This is a genomic window from Microbacterium sp. NPDC089188, from assembly GCF_040685155.1.
GTDB classification, from domain to species: domain Bacteria; phylum Actinomycetota; class Actinomycetes; order Actinomycetales; family Microbacteriaceae; genus Microbacterium; species Microbacterium galbum.
Genome location: NZ_JBFBHH010000001.1, coordinates 572,502 through 587,895, shown reverse-complemented (window position 1 = coordinate 587,895; position 15,394 = coordinate 572,502). Strand labels below are relative to the sequence as shown.

The 15,394-nt window shown below is 70.9% G+C and carries 13 protein-coding genes; 6 read left to right on the top strand and 7 right to left on the bottom strand.

The window, feature by feature from the left end; all coding sequences use genetic code 11:
* The first annotated feature begins 50 nt into the window (after nucleotides 1-50).
* Nucleotides 51-1,727 (top strand): FAD-binding dehydrogenase, encoded by a 1,677-nt coding sequence (locus AB0N80_RS02665; RefSeq protein WP_315994050.1) that lies wholly within the window; start codon nucleotides 51-53, stop codon nucleotides 1,725-1,727.
* Nucleotides 1,728-1,776: 49 nt separating this feature from the next.
* Here AB0N80_RS02665 and mnhG read toward each other — a convergent pair whose 3' ends face one another.
* The 7 genes from mnhG to AB0N80_RS02630 form a co-directional block, all read right to left on the bottom strand.
* Nucleotides 1,777-2,157, bottom strand: a complete 381-nt coding sequence (gene mnhG / locus AB0N80_RS02660; protein WP_363577395.1) for a monovalent cation/H(+) antiporter subunit G — start codon at nucleotides 2,155-2,157, stop codon at nucleotides 1,777-1,779.
* Entirely contained in the window at nucleotides 2,154-2,420 is a 267-nt protein-coding gene (locus AB0N80_RS02655; protein WP_315994052.1) for a monovalent cation/H+ antiporter complex subunit F, read from the bottom strand. Before AB0N80_RS02655 ends, mnhG begins: the two co-directional genes overlap by 4 nt.
* On the bottom strand, nucleotides 2,417-3,031 hold the full coding sequence (locus AB0N80_RS02650; RefSeq protein ID WP_315994053.1) for a Na+/H+ antiporter subunit E: 615 nt from the start codon (nucleotides 3,029-3,031) through the stop codon (nucleotides 2,417-2,419). The genes AB0N80_RS02655 and AB0N80_RS02650 overlap by 4 nt, the downstream gene beginning before the upstream one ends.
* Entirely contained in the window at nucleotides 3,028-4,584 is a 1,557-nt protein-coding gene (locus tag AB0N80_RS02645) for a Na+/H+ antiporter subunit D (RefSeq protein WP_315994054.1), read from the bottom strand. The genes AB0N80_RS02650 and AB0N80_RS02645 overlap by 4 nt, the downstream gene beginning before the upstream one ends.
* Nucleotides 4,581-5,162 (bottom strand): Na(+)/H(+) antiporter subunit C, encoded by a 582-nt coding sequence (locus AB0N80_RS02640; RefSeq protein WP_315994055.1) that lies wholly within the window; start codon nucleotides 5,160-5,162, stop codon nucleotides 4,581-4,583. The genes AB0N80_RS02645 and AB0N80_RS02640 overlap by 4 nt, the downstream gene beginning before the upstream one ends.
* Nucleotides 5,159-8,086, bottom strand: a complete 2,928-nt coding sequence (locus tag AB0N80_RS02635) for a Na+/H+ antiporter subunit A (RefSeq protein WP_363577393.1) — start codon at nucleotides 8,084-8,086, stop codon at nucleotides 5,159-5,161. Before AB0N80_RS02635 ends, AB0N80_RS02640 begins: the two co-directional genes overlap by 4 nt.
* Nucleotides 8,087-8,182: 96 nt before the next feature.
* Nucleotides 8,183-9,232 carry a LacI family DNA-binding transcriptional regulator gene (locus AB0N80_RS02630; protein WP_315994057.1) on the bottom strand — a complete coding sequence of 350 codons (1,050 nt, stop codon included), beginning with the start codon at nucleotides 9,230-9,232 and terminating at the stop codon, nucleotides 8,183-8,185.
* 77 nt (nucleotides 9,233-9,309) lie between these two features.
* Here AB0N80_RS02630 and AB0N80_RS02625 point away from each other — a divergent pair, with 77 nt between their 5' ends.
* From AB0N80_RS02625 to AB0N80_RS02605, 5 genes are all read left to right on the top strand, one after another.
* Complete coding sequence (locus AB0N80_RS02625) at nucleotides 9,310-10,548, top strand: MFS transporter (RefSeq protein ID WP_315994058.1); 1,239 nt, start codon at nucleotides 9,310-9,312, stop codon at nucleotides 10,546-10,548.
* Nucleotides 10,549-10,592: 44 nt separating this feature from the next.
* Nucleotides 10,593-11,291, top strand: coding sequence for an endonuclease NucS (nucS, locus tag AB0N80_RS02620; protein WP_076673136.1), 699 nt, complete (start codon nucleotides 10,593-10,595; stop codon nucleotides 11,289-11,291).
* 121 nt (nucleotides 11,292-11,412) lie between these two features.
* Complete coding sequence (locus AB0N80_RS02615; RefSeq protein WP_363577390.1) at nucleotides 11,413-12,099, top strand: HAD hydrolase-like protein; 687 nt, start codon at nucleotides 11,413-11,415, stop codon at nucleotides 12,097-12,099.
* Nucleotides 12,092-13,288 (top strand): hypothetical protein, encoded by a 1,197-nt coding sequence (locus AB0N80_RS02610; RefSeq protein ID WP_363577388.1) that lies wholly within the window; start codon nucleotides 12,092-12,094, stop codon nucleotides 13,286-13,288. The genes AB0N80_RS02615 and AB0N80_RS02610 overlap by 8 nt, the downstream gene beginning before the upstream one ends.
* 36 nt (nucleotides 13,289-13,324) lie before the next feature.
* Nucleotides 13,325-15,388 (top strand): phosphatidylglycerol lysyltransferase domain-containing protein, encoded by a 2,064-nt coding sequence (locus AB0N80_RS02605; RefSeq protein ID WP_363577386.1) that lies wholly within the window; start codon nucleotides 13,325-13,327, stop codon nucleotides 15,386-15,388.
* Nucleotides 15,389-15,394 lie beyond the last annotated feature (6 nt).

The window sequence follows — 15,394 nt, the reverse complement described above, 5'->3', positions numbered from 1 at the left end:
GAGATGATGCGAACACGCACGTCACCGCCGACGCGTCGAGGGAGGAACCGATGGATGCCGATGTCATCATCGTGGGCGCGGGGCTGGCCGGCCTCGTCGCGAGCAACGAGCTCGTGCGCGCCGGCAAGCGGGTGCTGCTCGTCGACCAGGAGAACGCGTCGAACCTCGGCGGGCAGGCGTTCTGGTCGTTCGGAGGGATCTTCCTCGTCGACTCCCCCATGCAGCGCCGGCTCGGTGTCCGCGACTCGTTCGACCTCGCGTGGCAGGACTGGCAGGGCTCGGCCGGGTGGGACCGGCTCGACGGGCCGCACGCCGAGGACGAGTGGGCGAAGAAGTGGGGACGCGCCTACGTCGAGTTCGCCGCCGACGAGAAGCGCGCCTGGCTGCACGAGCACGGCGTGCGCTTCACGCCCGTCGTGGGATGGGCGGAGCGCGGGTCGCTCTCGGCCGCGGGTCACGGCAACTCGGTCCCTCGCTTCCACGTGCCCTGGGGCACCGGCACCGGGATCTCCGAGCCGTTCGCCGACCGTGCCCGCGCCGCCGCGGCGGAGGGCGCCCTCGATCTCCGTTTCCGCCACCGGGTCGATGCCCTGGTGTTCACGGACGGCCGGGTGACCGGCATCCGTGGGGCGATCCTCGCCCCCGACGACTCCGCGCGCGGGGTGTCGTCGTCGCGCGACGAGGTGTCGACCTTCGAGCTGTCCGCGCACGCCGTGGTGATCGCCACGGGCGGGATCGGCGGAGATCACGACCGCGTCCGTGCCTGGTGGCCGAAACGGCTGGGGACCCCGCCGAAGAAGATGGTCACGGGCGTCCCCGCGCACGTCGACGGGCGCATGCTCGACATCGCGGAATCGCAGGGCGTGCGCCTGGTCAACCGCGACCGCATGTGGCACTACACCGAGGGCGTGCAGAACTTCGCGCCGGTGTGGCCGGGCCACGCGATCCGCATCCTCCCCGGTCCCTCGTCCCTGTGGCTCGACGCGCGCGGCCGCCGTCTGCCCACACCCGGCCTCCCCGGATACGACACGCTCGGCACCCTGCGCCTGCTGCGCACCACCCCCGACCTCGCCGACTACGACTACTCGTGGTTCGTGCTCGACCAGACGATCATCAAGAAGGAGTTCGCCCTGTCGGGGTCGGAGCAGAATCCCGACATCACCGACCGTGACCTGGGGCTGCTCCTGCGCAGTCGGCTCGGTCGCACCGCGCCCGGGCCGGTCGAGGCATTCAAGACCCGGGGCGTCGACTTCGTCGTCGCCGACACCCTCGGCGACCTCGTGGGCAAGATGAACGCGCTCACGGGCGACGGTCTGCTCGACGAGGACGCGATCCGCCGACAGATCGTCGACCGCGACCGCGAGATGGTGAACCCCTACGCGAAGGACGCGCAGGCGATGGGCATCCGCAACAGCCGAAGGTTCCTCGGCGACCGCATCTTCCGCACCGTGAAGCCCCACGCACTGCTCGACCCGCGCCACGGACCCCTCATCGCGGTGCGCCTCTGGATCGTGACGCGCAAGTCGCTCGGCGGCATCCAGACCGACCTGAGCGGACGGGCGATGGATGCCACGGGCCGCCCGATCGAGGGTCTGTACGCCGCGGGAGAGGCGGCGGGATTCGGCGGCGGCGGCGCCCACGGCTACAACGCGCTCGAGGGCACCTTCCTCGGCGGCTGCCTGTTCACCGGCCGCACCGTCGGTCGGGCCCTCGCCGCGGCGCTGTGAACCCCGGCATCCGACCGAATCGCCACGGCCGCGAGGGCCGCCCGACTCGTCAGCTCTCCGGCCGCGTCTCCGCCCCGGTCGACCCGGGCTGCTCGGTCCTGTGCTGCAGCTCGTCGACGAAGAGGTTCGCCTCGTCGGTCGTGCGGTTGCGGTAGGCCGCCCGACCCACCATGTGCGCCGCGAGCGGAGCCGTGGCGAACTGGATGAGCACGATCGGGATGCCCAAGGCCACCACCTCCCACGTGCGCAGCGACAGCGCGACCGCGATGACGATGAGCAGTACGCCCAGCACCTGGGGCTTGGTCGCCGCGTGCAGACGCGTCGGGACGTCACGCCAGCGCAGCAGCCCCAGCGTCGCCGTGAGGCAGAGCACGGCGCCGATCAGCACGAGGACGAGGGCGACGGTGTCGAGCACCGATTCGAGGGTCACCGCGGGTTCTCCTTCCGCGCGACGAAGCGGGCGACGGCGATCGAACCGAACACGCCGACCGCCGCGATGATGAGCATCGCGGGCAGAGAGCGCGTGTGGTGGTTGATCACCATGTCGGCACCGAGGATGCAGATCACCTCGGTGAGCAGCACGTCGGCGGCGACCGCACGGTCGAGGATCGACGGGCCGATCACCAACCGGATGAGGGCCAGCACCGCAGCGACGGCGAAGACGACGAGGATGACGACGACGAGGGCGGTCACAGCAGGGTCCTCCCCTCTCGCGGCGATTCGATCGAACTGTGGTGATGGGTCGAGCTGTCGGCGATGCGGGCGCGCAGCTCTTGCAGCTCCTCGCGCGAGCCGACGGCGCGCGTGATGCGCGCCTCCCAGCCGAGCACGATGCGGCGCTGGTGCTCGGCATCCTCTTCGCTGCGCACCCCGATCGTGTGCAGATACAGGGTGCGGTTCTCGCGGTCGACGTCGACGATGAGCGACCCCGGGATGAGGGATGCCGTCACCGCGGTGTGGGCCATGATCACGTCGTCGTCGACCCGCAACGGCACCGCGATGATCGCGGCGCCGGGCTGGCGACGGAAGTCCAGCACCTGCCAGGCCACGATCAGCGACCCCTTGACGACGGCACCGAGGAACGTGACGACGAAGATCACGCCGTACCAGAGGTTGATGCGACCCGACAGCTCCACCGGCGGCAGACGGAACACACGCGTGACGAAGACCGCCATGACGAGACCCGTCACGAAGGCGAGCCACGTGAATTGGCCCCACAGCAGCATCCACAGAGCGATCAGCCACAGCAGGAGCGGTAGCTGGTGCAGGAAAAGCGACACCTGCGCGCGGCGGGTGGGGCTCATCGCGGGTCCTCCGCATCCTGCAGCTGCACGAGGGTGACCCCGCCGTAGATGCGCTCCCCGGCCCGCAGACACGCGTCGAGAAGGGGACCGGCGAACACCGTCAGCGAGATCGTAACGATGACCATGCCGGCGGTCGCGACGGTCATGATGCGCGGGATCGTGCGTCGCTCGGTCGAGATCGTCGCCGCGGGGGCGTTGCCGAGGTAGGCGATGCGCTCGCTCGTCTCGGCCGAGTCGTCGTCCTCGCGCCAGAACGAGAGGTTCCACGCGCGCATGAGCGCGTACAGCGTGAGGATCGAGGTGACGATACCGCCCACGATGAGCACGATCATGACGGGCGTGCCCACCTGGGCCGCGGCGTCGAACAGCGCGTACTTGCCAATGAAGCCCGAGAACGGCGGGAGCCCGCCCAGGTTGATCGCCGGGATGAAGTACAGCACCGCGAGCAGCGGAGCCGCGCGCATGAGTCCCTTGACCTTGAGGATCGAGGTGCTGCCGGCCCGGCGCTCGATCAGCCCGACGGCGAGGAACAGGGTCGTCTGCACGATGATGTGGTGGACGATGTAGTAGATCGTCGCGCCCACCGCGAGCGGTGTGTTGATCGCGAGGCCGAAGATCATGTAGCCGATGTGGCTCACGAGCGTGAACGACAGGATGCGCTTGAGTTCGGCCTGGGCCACGGCGCCCAGCACGCCGACGATCATCGTCGCGAGGGCCACCATGAGCAGCAGGAAGTTGATGTCGTTGTCGACGAACAGCTGCGTCTCGGTGCGGATGATCGCGTAGACGCCGACCTTCGTCAGCAGCCCCGCGAACACGGCCGTGACCGGGGCCGGTGCCGTCGGGTACGAGTCGGGCAGCCAGAACGACAGCGGGAACACCGCGGCTTTGATGGCGAAGGCCAGCAGCAGCATGAGGTGCAGGATCGTCTGCGTGTCCTGCGGCAGCATCGCCATGCGCTCGCTGATCTGCACCATGTTGACGGTGCCCAGCGCCCCGTAGACCATCGCGATGGCCGCGAGGAACAGGATCGACGACACCAGCGACACGACGATGTAGACGACGCCGGTGCGGATGCGGGACTCGGTGCCGCCGAGGGTGATGAGCACGTACGACGCGACGAGCAGGATCTCGAAGCCGACGTAGAGGTTGAAGAGGTCGCCGGCGATGAAGGCGTTGAAGATGCCCGCGCCCAGGATGAGGTACGCCGGGTAGAAGATCGAGACAGGGGTGTCCTCGTCGTTGTCGGCCGCCCCCTGACCGATCGAGAACAGCAGGACCGCGAGCAGGACGATGCTCGTGACGACCACGAGCAGAGCGGCCAGCACGTCGACGTAGAGCACGATGCCGAGGGGGATCTGCCACGCGGCGATCGCCACGGCGATGGGGCCGTTGGTGTCGACCGCGACGAGCAGGATCGCGCCGAGCACGAGCACCGCCGCGAGGGACGCGACCGACACGACGATCTGCGTCTTCTTGCGACGACCGAAGATGAGGTTGATCGCGGCGCCGATGAGCGGGATGCCGACGAGCAGGGGCACGAGGGCGCTCACGAGCGATCACCGTCCTGGGGGTCGCGGGGGGCCTCGGGGTCGTCGTCGGATGTGCGGCGCCGGACGGCCACGCGGTCGACCGGCGCGTCGTCGACGAGGTGCGACAGATCGCCCTGGTGCAGCACGCGGATCGGGTTCGCGACGTCGCCCACGAAGTCGGTGGTGACGTCGTCGTCGTCGGAGCGCGATTCCTCGTCCATCGCGTCCTCGACCTCCTCCGCCGTACGGGTGCGCAGGGCGACGTCGTCCGCATCGTCGACGACCGTGTCGGCCTGACCGAGCTGCCACGAGCGGTAGATGAGGGCGAGCAGGAAGGCCGAGATCGCGAACGTGATGACGATCGCGGTGAGCATGAGGGCCTGCGGGAGCGCATCCGACATCTCTGCGGCATCCGTCTCGCCGTCGTAGAACGGGGCGATGGCCGGTCGCCCCATGACGATGAGCAGCAGCAGGTTGGCGGCGTTTCCGAGCAGCAGGAAGCCGATGAGCACGCGCGTGAGGCTGCGCTCGAGCATCGCGTAGACGCCGCACGCGAAGAGCACGGCCATCACGATCACCAGCACGAGGGAGATGTTCACGGGTTCACCACCTCCGCGTCCTCGGGCAGTTGCGACTGCCGGTCGACCTCGGCGCCGAGGCTGCGCAGCACGTCGAGCACGAGGCCGATCACGACGAGGTAGACGCCGATGTCGAAGATCGTGCTCGTGACGAACTCCCAGTGACCGATGAGGGGCAGCTCCCCCTCGAAGGTGAAGCTCTGCAGGGGGGCGAACCCGAAGAACATCGGCACCAGGGCGCACAGCACGGCGATCGCCATTCCGGCGCCGAGGAGGCGACCGGCGTCGGTGGGGGCGGCGGCGCCGAGCTCCCAGCGCCCACCGGCGATGTAGCGCATGACGAGGCCCAGACCGGCGACGAGCCCACCGGCGAAGCCGCCGCCGGGGAGGTTGTGCCCCGCGAAGAGGAGGTAGAGCGAGATGACCATCACCGTGTGGAAGAGCACGCGGATGATGATCTCGAGCAGGATCGACCGGTTCTCGGGCTGCACCTTCGCGCCCGACACGAGCCAGGCCCGCGGCGCCCCGGTCTCGCCGACGCGCTGCGCGCGGACGCCGCTGTCGGTCTCGACGAGCGGACGGCGACGTCCGAGACCCGTCCGACTGCGCGCGGTGCCGGAGCGGCGCGAGAGGTTGTCGCTGCGATCGGTGATGAAGACGAGGGATGCCACACCTGTCGCCGCGAGCACCAGCACCGACAGCTCGCCCATCGTGTCCCATCCGCGCAGGTCGACGAGCGCGACGTTGACGACGTTGCGGCCGTGGCCGATCTCGTACGCCAGCGGGGGCCACTCGAGCGAGATGGGGAGGTCTTGACGGGCTCCCGTCGCGACGATGGCGACCAGGGCCATCGTGAGACCGACGCCCGCGCCAAGCACGGCCCGGGCCAGCGGCGCCACGGAGGCGTTCTGCTCCCCCATGCGCGCGGGCAGACGCCGCAGCACGAGGGCGAAGACGACGAGGGTGACGGTCTCGACCAGCACCTGCGTGAGGGCGAGGTCGGGGGCGCCGCTCGTCGCGAACAGCACGACCAGACCGAGTCCGGTGACCGAGACGAGCGCAACGCCCGTGTAGCGCTTGCGAGCGCGCACGGCGAGGATGCCGGCGGCGATCATCAGCGGGGCGGCGATGAGCTGCGTCGGGGAGTGCCAGGCGTCCAACTGCGCCCGCCACTCGGCCGAGGCGAACAGGGCCGTGCCCTCGGCGATGACGAGCACGATGAAGATCGTGCCGACGTAGAAGGGCAGCGAACCCCGCTGGAAGCGTGCGGTCACCCACTCCGAGGAGTGATCGATACCGCGGAGCGCGACGTTGTACACATCGTTCGCCGTGAAGGGGAGTGCGCGGCGCCGCTTGTGCAGCTGCGTCTTGCGCACGAGCCAGAAGATCCCCGCGCCGAGCGCGAGCGTGCCGAGCGAGATGAACAGCGCCGGCTCGAGACCGTGCCAGAGGGCCAGATGGTACGGGTACTCGGGCGCGGCGACGCCCGGCGTCGCCTCGGGAAGACCGTCGGCGTAGGGCGCCAGCCAATGGTCGACGACCGGGGCCAGCACACCGAGCGCGAGCGAAGCCGCCGCCAGCAGCACGGGCGCCGAGAGGAAGCCGATGGGCGGGTCGGGCCACTCGGTGGTCTCGACGTCGCGCTTGGTCCAGTACGCGCCCCACAGGAACCGGATGCCGTACGCCGCCGTGAGCGCCGAGCCGAGCACGATTCCGATCAGGGCGACGGTCCCCCACCCCGCGCCCGCCTCGGCCTCGTGCAGGAGGGCGGTGAGCGCGGTCTCCTTCGCCACGAAGCCCAGCGTCGGGATGACGCCCGCCATCGATGCGATCGCGACGAACGACGCCGTCGCCATGACGGGAGCCTGCCGACCAAGGCCCGACAGCTGCCCGATGTCACGGGTGTTGAGCTGGCGGTCGATGACGCCCACGACGAGGAAGAGGCACGACTTGAACAGCGCGTGGCTCAGCAGCAGAGCCGCGCCGGCGAGGGCGGCATCCCGCGTTCCGTAGCCCAGCATGACGGTCAGGAAGCCCAGCTGACTGACCGTGCCGAACGCCAGGATCCGCTTGAGGTCGCGCTCGCGCAGGGCTTGGAAACCACCGAGCAGCATGGTGAAGACCCCGAGCGCGATCAGCGTCGGTCGCCAGAACGGCGTCTCGGCGAAGCCCGGCGCGAGGCGCGCGATGAGGTAGATGCCCGCCTTCACCATGGCGGCGGCGTGCAGGTACGCGCTGACCGGGGTCGGGGCCGCCATGGCGCCGGGGAGCCAGAAGTGGAAGGGGAAGATGGCCGATTTGCTCAACGCCCCGACGATCAGCAGCAGCACGGCGATGTCGACGACCGTGCCGGTGGGCGGGTCGGCGAGGATGGCCGACAGGCTCGAGGTACCGGCCTGCACGACGAGCAGCACCACGCCGATCAGCATGACCAGGCCGCCGAGCGTGGTGACCAACAGGGCCTGCAGAGCCGCCCGTCGGCTGGCGGCACGCGCGTGGTAGTAGCCGATGAGCAGGTACGAGAGCACGCTCGTGACTTCCCACAGCATGACCAGCACGACGACGTCGTCGGTCAGGACGAGGCCGTACATCGCGCCGGCGAAGGCGAGCAGCACCGCGGAGAACTGCCCGACGCCCTTCGTCTTGCCGCGGAAGTACCAGCGGCAGTACAGCATCACCAAGGCGCCGACGCCGGTGACGACGAGGGTGAGGATCCAGCCGAGCACGTCCATTCGCATGGAGAGCGAGACGTCGATCGCAGGGATCCAGCGGTATTCCTCGAAGGGAATGTTTCCGGCGAACACGGCGGGAGCGAGCACCAGGGCGTGGGCGAACGCCAGGGCCGGGAGAACGGCCGCGACGTAGAACGCGCGCGCACCGATCCTCGAGACGAGCCACGGGAGGAGCAGAGGGAGAGCCGCGAAGGCGCCCAGGAACATCAGCATGTGCGGGCCTCCTCGGGGTCGACGGGCGAATGCCCGGGCTCTCGGGGTGTCGAACCTATTCTATGCGGAGCATGAGAGTCCGTGGACCACGGGTTCTCATGTGGTAGGCGGTGGGGCCGTCGTCGTCCCCACGCGGAACGTACAGGTCAGGTCGAGGCCGGAGGGTTCGTCGTCCTCCAGCATCGCGGCCACCGCCTCGCCCGCCGCCCGCCCCTTCGCGGTCGCGGGTTGCACGAGGGTCGTGAGCACGTGAGGCGCGAGGCCGTCGACCACCACGCCGTCGAAGCCGGTGACGCTGACGTCGTGCGGAACACGCAGCCCGGCCTCTTCCGCCGCGCGGATGACTCCGGCGGCGAGCAGATCGCTCTGCGCGATCACGGCCGTGGGTCGGCGCGACGGGTCGCCGAAGATGGTGCGTCCCGCGATCGCCCCCTCGTCGATCGAGCTCGTCGCCGCGGCGAGCACCGGCGCCCGGGGGAACACCTCGCGCGCACCCGCAAGGCGGTCGGCGGTGACGTCGACGCGGACGGGCTCGTCGGCCGTCACCCATCCGCGGCGTCGCGAGGTGTCGATGGGGAGGGTCACGATGACCACGTCGCGGTGGCCGAGGTCGGCGACGTGCTGGGCTGCGGCACGCTGCGCCTCGGCGTTGTCGAGCAGCACCTGCGGGACACCCTCGCCCGCGTCGCCCTCGACGACCACCACCGGGATGCCACGCCCTCGGACGATCTCGAGGGAGTCGCGCATGCGGGGGCTGCACCCGATCAAAACCGCCGCGTCGATGGGTGCGGTGTGCAGAGAGGGCTCGCTGACGGTCTCGCCGTCGTCGCGCAGGAGCAGCAGCGCAGCGCCGAGGCGCGAGACGCCGTCGGCCAGGCCGTCCATCATGTGCGTCGTGACGGGGTCGAGGAACGCCGTGCCCAGGTGCGTGTCGAACACCACGCCGACGATCCCGCTGCGACCGCGCCGCAGCGAGGCCGCGCGCGGATCGGGCCCCGTGTAACCGAGCGCATCGGCGGCGGCGAGCACGCGTGCGCGGGTCGCCTCAGAGGTGGGCGTCTTCCCGCTGAAGACCACCGAGGCGGTCGACGGGGAGACGCCGGCCTCACGGGCGACGTCGCTGATGGTGGCGCGGCGGGTGCTCACGGCCCGATCGTACCCGCGACGCACGGTGCCGCCGAATCGATTCGATCGATGTCGAATCGATTCGGTACAGTGTCGGCATGCTCACCTCTCTCACCCGCTCCCAGCTCGTGCGCTGGCACATCGCGATCTGCGCCATCTTCTTGGCGAGCGGACTGAGCATCTCGACCTGGGCGTCCCGGGTCCCCGCCATCCGCGAGTCGCTCGGCATCGAGAACTCCGGGGTCGGCCTGCTGCTGCTCGGTATGGGCGTGGCATCCATCATCGGCCTCTCCATCGCGCCCGCGGTGATCGCACGCCTCGGTGCGCGCACCGGAATGCTCGTCGCGCTCGTACTCGTCGGCGTCGGACTCGGCGTCATCGGGTTCGGCGCCGACACACTGCAGGTCTTCGGCGTCGCCCTCGTCGGCCTCGCCCTCTTCGGCTTCGGCAACGGCGCGGTCGACGTGATGATGAACGTCGAGGGGGCCGCCCTCGAGAAGGCGACCGGCCGCACCATCATGCCGTTGCTGCACGCGTTCTTCAGCTTCGGCACGGTCATCGGCGCAGGCCTGGGATTCGTCGCCGTCAGCGCGGGGATCCCCGTGCTCGCGCACTGCGTCGCGATGGGTGTCGTCATCCTCGTGGTCGCCTTCGTCTCCGTGGCGAACGTGCCGCGGGCCGAGGTCGCGATGGACGCCCCCGCCGCCGAGGAGCGCGCGCACTGGCGTGATCGCCTCGCCACCTCGCTCCAGGCGTGGCGCGAACCGCGCACCTACACGCTCGGCGTGATCATGCTCGGCATGGCCTTCGCCGAGGGCAGCGCGAACGACTGGCTGCCCTCCGCCGTCGTCTACGGCCACGGCGCCCCCGAAGAGGCGGGTCCCGCCGTGCTCGCGGTGTTCTCGGTCGCGATGACCGTCGGTCGCATCGCGGGCGGCCCGGTCGTCGATCGCCTCGGCCGCGTGATCGTGCTGCGCGTGCTCGCGGCGACCGCCGCCGTGGGTCTGCTGCTGTTCATCCTCGCGCCGTACGGACCGCTCGTGTTCGTCGGCGCGGCACTGTGGGGCCTCGGCGCGTCGCTGGGATTCCCGATCGGCATGTCGGCCGCCGCGGACGACCCCGCCAAGGCCGCTTCCCGCGTCGCGGCCGCAGCGACCATCGGGTACGTCGCATTCCTGTGCGGCCCGCCCATCCTCGGCTGGATCGGCGACCACATCGGCCTGCTGAACACCCTGTTGATCGTGGTCGGGCTGATCGTGGCATCCGGGCTCTTCTCCGGCGCGGCGAAGCCGCTCGTGGTCGACGAGGCGAAGGTCGACGAGGCCGCACGCCGCTGACGCCCGACGGGGCGGACACCGGCGAGCGCGATTAGGCTCGTCGGGTGCGTCTCGTCATCGCCCGTTGCTCCGTCGATTACACCGGCCGTCTCAACGCGCATCTCCCCCTCGCCACCCGCCTGCTCGTGCACAAGAACGACGGCAGCCTGCTGGTGCACTCCGACGGCGGCTCCTACAAGCCGCTGAACTGGATGAGCCCGCCGTGCAGCCTCACGCGCGAAGACCCCGACGAGGTCGACGTGGAGGACGGCGTGATCGAGCGGTGGCGCGTGACGCACGCGAAGACCGGTGACGCCCTCCTCGTCCGCATCCACGAGATCGTGCACGACACGGCACACGACCTCGGGGTCGACCCCGGGCTCATCAAAGACGGCGTCGAGGCCGACCTGCAGCGCCTCCTGGCCGAACAGGTGTCGGTCGTGGGCGAGAACCTCACCCTCGTCCGTCGCGAATATCCCACCGCGATCGGCCCGGTCGACCTGCTGCTGCGCAACGACGACGGTCCCGGCACGGTCGCCATCGAGGTCAAGCGCCGCGGCGACATCGACGGGGTCGAGCAGCTCACGCGCTATCTCGAGCTGCTCAACCGCGACCCGCTCCTGGCGCCGGTGACGGGCGTGTTCGCGGCGCAGGAGATCAAGCCCCAGGCTCGCGTGCTCGCCACCGACCGCGGCATCCGGTGCCTCACCCTCGACTACGACGAGATGAAGGGCGTGCAGTCGGGGGCTCCGCGGCTGTTCTGAGGTCGCCCGGTCGTCCTTCTCGACGCCCGGGGCCGGCTTTCTGCGGACCGCTCTGCTCCGTCCCCGCGACGGCCCCGACGCTGAGACCCACCCCGCACGGCTCCGCCGGTAGCGTGGTCGTATGCGCGTTCGCTCTCCTTTCTCCTGCATCCTGTGGGACGTCGACGGCACTCTCGTCGACGCATCGGAGGGGATCCTCCGCCGTCTGGCCATCACGCTCGAGCACTTCGGCCACCGGGCGCCCACGCGCGGCGAGCTGTCGCACTGGATCGGCCCGCCGATGTTCGAGTCGTTCCAGGCCAACGTCGGCATGACCCCCGAGGAGGCAACCGCGGCGGTCGTGTTCTACCGCGAGCTCAACAAGAGCGAGGGCTACACCGTCAGCGCGCAGCTCTACCCCGGAGTGGCCGACCTCCTGCACGATGTGCACGCGGCCGGAGTGCCGCAGTCGACCGCGAGCTCCAAGCCCGAGGTGCAGGTCGTGGCGCTCATGAACCACTTCGGCGTAGCCCCCGACCTCGAGGCCGTCGTGGGGGCGACCCTCGACGAACGAACCCTGAGTTCCAAGGCCGACATCGTCCGCGAGGCCCTGCGTCGTCTCGCCGCCACGGGGGCCGACGTCTCGCGCCCCGTGCTGATCGGCGATCGGCATCACGACGTCGAAGGCGGGGCGGATGCCGGTGTGCCGGTGATCTTCGTCCGCTGGGGCTTCAGCTGGCCCCACGAGGCCGATGGTGCTCAGGCCGCCGTCGACGACGTCTCGCAGCTGCGCGCTCTGCTGCTGGTGGAGGACCCCGCCGGTGCCTGACCTCGGCGCGGCACTGCCGTTCGTCGTCGCCCTGGTCGCGGTGTTCGTCGTCGCCGGGGTGGTCGCTCTCGTCGTGCGGGCGACGCGCCGATCGCCGCGCGCGCGGGCGGCCGCCGACGAGGCCGTCGCGGAGGCGGCGGAGGCGCTACGGCGCCTCGACGACGCCGTCGACGACCTCGACGTGGCCTTCGAGGCGGTCGACGCCCTCGACGCACCCGACGCCCCCACCGACCTGCGACGGGGGCGCACCGCCGCGCACCGCGCCCGCGACCGCGGCTTCACCGACCTGTGGGCGCTGGACGACCGCTCCGCCGTCCCCGCTCGTCGGCGGGACCAGGCCCGACGGGTCGGCCGAGACCTCGACACGAGCCGCGCGCGGATCGACGCCCTGCAGAGCCGCCTCGACGAATGGGCGGCCGACAGCCGACTCCCCGCCGCCTTGCGCGACGCCGCCCGGGTGCGCCGCGACGGTCTCCTCGAGGCGACGGGCGATCCGGATCCTCTGCTCGGGGCGCTGCGCCGACGCTTCGATGCGTCCGACTGGATCGACGCACAGCGCGCCGCTGACGCCGCGGCCTCGGCGATCTCCGACGCCGACGCGGCACTGCGCGACGCCGAGACCGACCCGACACCCTCCGTCCTTCGTCGCGCGACCGCGGCGCTGCGTCGTGCCGAGCGGAACGGGCGCGCCGTCGAAGACGTGCACCGCATGGCCCTGCAGGCGGCCGAGAACGCCGACGCCGAGCTCGCGGCCGCCCGCGACGAGCTCGATGAAGCGATCGCGATCGCGAGCGCCCGACCCGCGGAGTGCACTCCGTCCGCCGACGAGATGCTGCGGGCGGCCGCCCGCGAGCTCGAGACCGCCGCCACAGCTGCCGTGCACCGCCCGCGCGAGGCGATCGCTACCGTGGCGCGCGTGCGCGAGACGCGCGATCGCGCTCTCGGCGCTGCCGTCAACGCACGTCAGCGGCTCGAGGCCGCTCGCGCGGCTCTTCCCGGCACGCTCGCGTGCGCGCGAGCCGCCCTCGCCGCCGCGGACGCGCGCGACGACCTCCCCCCCATCGCCGACCGCCTGCAGCTCGCGCGAGCCCGGCGCGAGCTCGCCGCGGCCCGCGCCGCCACCGACGCCGCCGAGGCCTTGGCCAACGCGCGCGCGGCGTGGCACGCCGTTCCGGGCGCTCTCGACTGAGGCAGCGTCGCCGCACCGTGCAATATGGTGAGCGCTATGGCGGACTCCTCCCCCATCCGACGCCTCTCGGTCGTCGCCCGGCGCGTACCGGTCACGCTCGGGCTGATCACCGTCCTCATCCTCTGCGGGATCATCGGAGGCGGCCTGTGGTCGCCGTTCTCGGCATCCTCGATGTACGCCGATGTCGCCTACGGGCTCCCCGCGTTCGCCGAGGGCCGGTGGTGGACCCTGGTCACGGGGACGTTCTTCGTCTCGGCGCCCTGGGTCTACCTCGCGGGCGTGCCCGCCGTGGCGATCATGGCGTTCTTCGAGTACCGGCGGGGTAGCCGCGTCACGGCGGTCTTCTTCGCCGGAGGCCAGCTCTTCTCCGTCCTGGCGTCCGCGGGATTCCTCGCCCTCGCGTCGCTGCTGCCGTGGGCGTGGGCGCAGCAGCAGGCCGTCGCCCTCGACGTCGGCCCCTCCGGCGGCGTCTTCGCGTGCATCGCCGGGGCGCTCGCCCTTCTGCCGTCACCGTGGCGGTTGCGTGCGTGGACCGTGTTCATCGCGATCCTGGCCGTGACCTTCGTCTACTACGGCTCCCTCCCCGACCTCGAGCACGTGCTCGCCGTGGGCCTCGTGCTCGCCGTCGACCGCTCGCTCCGGCCGCAGCGGGTGAGCGTGCGCGAACAGCGGCTCATCGCCTTCGTGGTGGTGTGCGGCCTGGGCGCCTTCGAGATCCTCGGCTACGTCGCGCCGATGACAGGTCCCTTCGGCAGCTCGGCGGCGACCTCCGGATCGTGGATCGACGTCGCGATCAACACCGCGGTCGTGCTCGTCGTCGCGACGTCACTGCGCCGCGGTCGCCGGTGGGCCTGGGTCGTGGTCCTGGTTTACTGCCTCCTCAACGTCCTGCTCGTCCTCGCGGTCATCGGCCTCCTGATCGCCGTCGGTCTGTCCGGTATCGAGGCCGAGATCGACACCGACGTCACGAGCGTGCTGGCGTCGTCGGTGCTGTGGGTCGTGGCATCCGTATACGTCGTGCTGGTGCGCGGGGCGTTCCGCGCCCGCCCGCGCGCCGCCCTCGGCGACGCACCGGCGCCGACGCTCGACGACGTGAAGACCGAGCTGCGTGCCAGCGGTGGCGGAACGCTGTCGTGGATGACGACGTGGGACGGCATGTCGTACGCCCGGTTCGGCCGTGGCATCGTCGCCTACCAACGCCGGTCGGGGGTCGCCCTGGCGCTGGGCGACCCTCTCGGTCCCGACGCCGATCGCGCCGCCACCGTCCGACGGTTCATCGAGCGATCCGAGGCCGCCGGCCTGGCGCCCTGCTTCTTCAGTGCCGGCGGGGCGACGAGCGCCGCCGTTCCCCCCGACTGGCGCCGCATCGTGGTCGCCGACGACACCGTGGTCGATCTGCCCGGTCTGCAGTTCACCGGCAAGGCCTGGGGCGCGGTGCGCACGTCGCTGAACCGCGCGCAGCGCGAGGGCATGACCTTCCGGCTCACGCGCCTCGCCGACGAACCGTGGGGCGTGCGTCAGCAGCTGCGGGCCATCTCCGAGAGCTGGGTGGGCGACAAGGGACTGCCCGAGATGGGCTTCACCCTCGGCACCCTGCACGAGGCCTCCGACCCCGAGGTGCGCCTGGCCCTCGCCGTCTCCCCCGACGGCGACGTCGACGGCTTCCTCTCGTGGCTACCGGTCTACGGCGAGGGAGAGGTGCGGGGATGGACCCTCGACCTCATGCGACGGCGCGACGGCGGCTTCGGCCCCGTCATGGAATACCTGATCGGATCGTCGGCGCAGCAGTTCTCGGCCGAGGGCGCGCAGGTCATGTCGCTGTCGGGCGCTCCTCTGGCCCACGAGTATCCCCCGGATGCCGGGGCCATCGCCGATCTGCAGACGCGCATGGCCGACATGCTCGAGCCCGTTTACGGGTTCGCGTCGCTCCACCGCTTCAAGCAGAAGTTCCACCCGCGGTACGAGACGATGTATCTCCTCTACCGCGACGAGGCGGACCTCACGAGGATCGGGGCGGCGCTCACGCGGGCGTTCCTGCCCCACGCCACGATCCGGCAGTTCGCGGCCGCCGGGGTCGAGCTCGTCCGCCAGGAACGCTGATCGCCC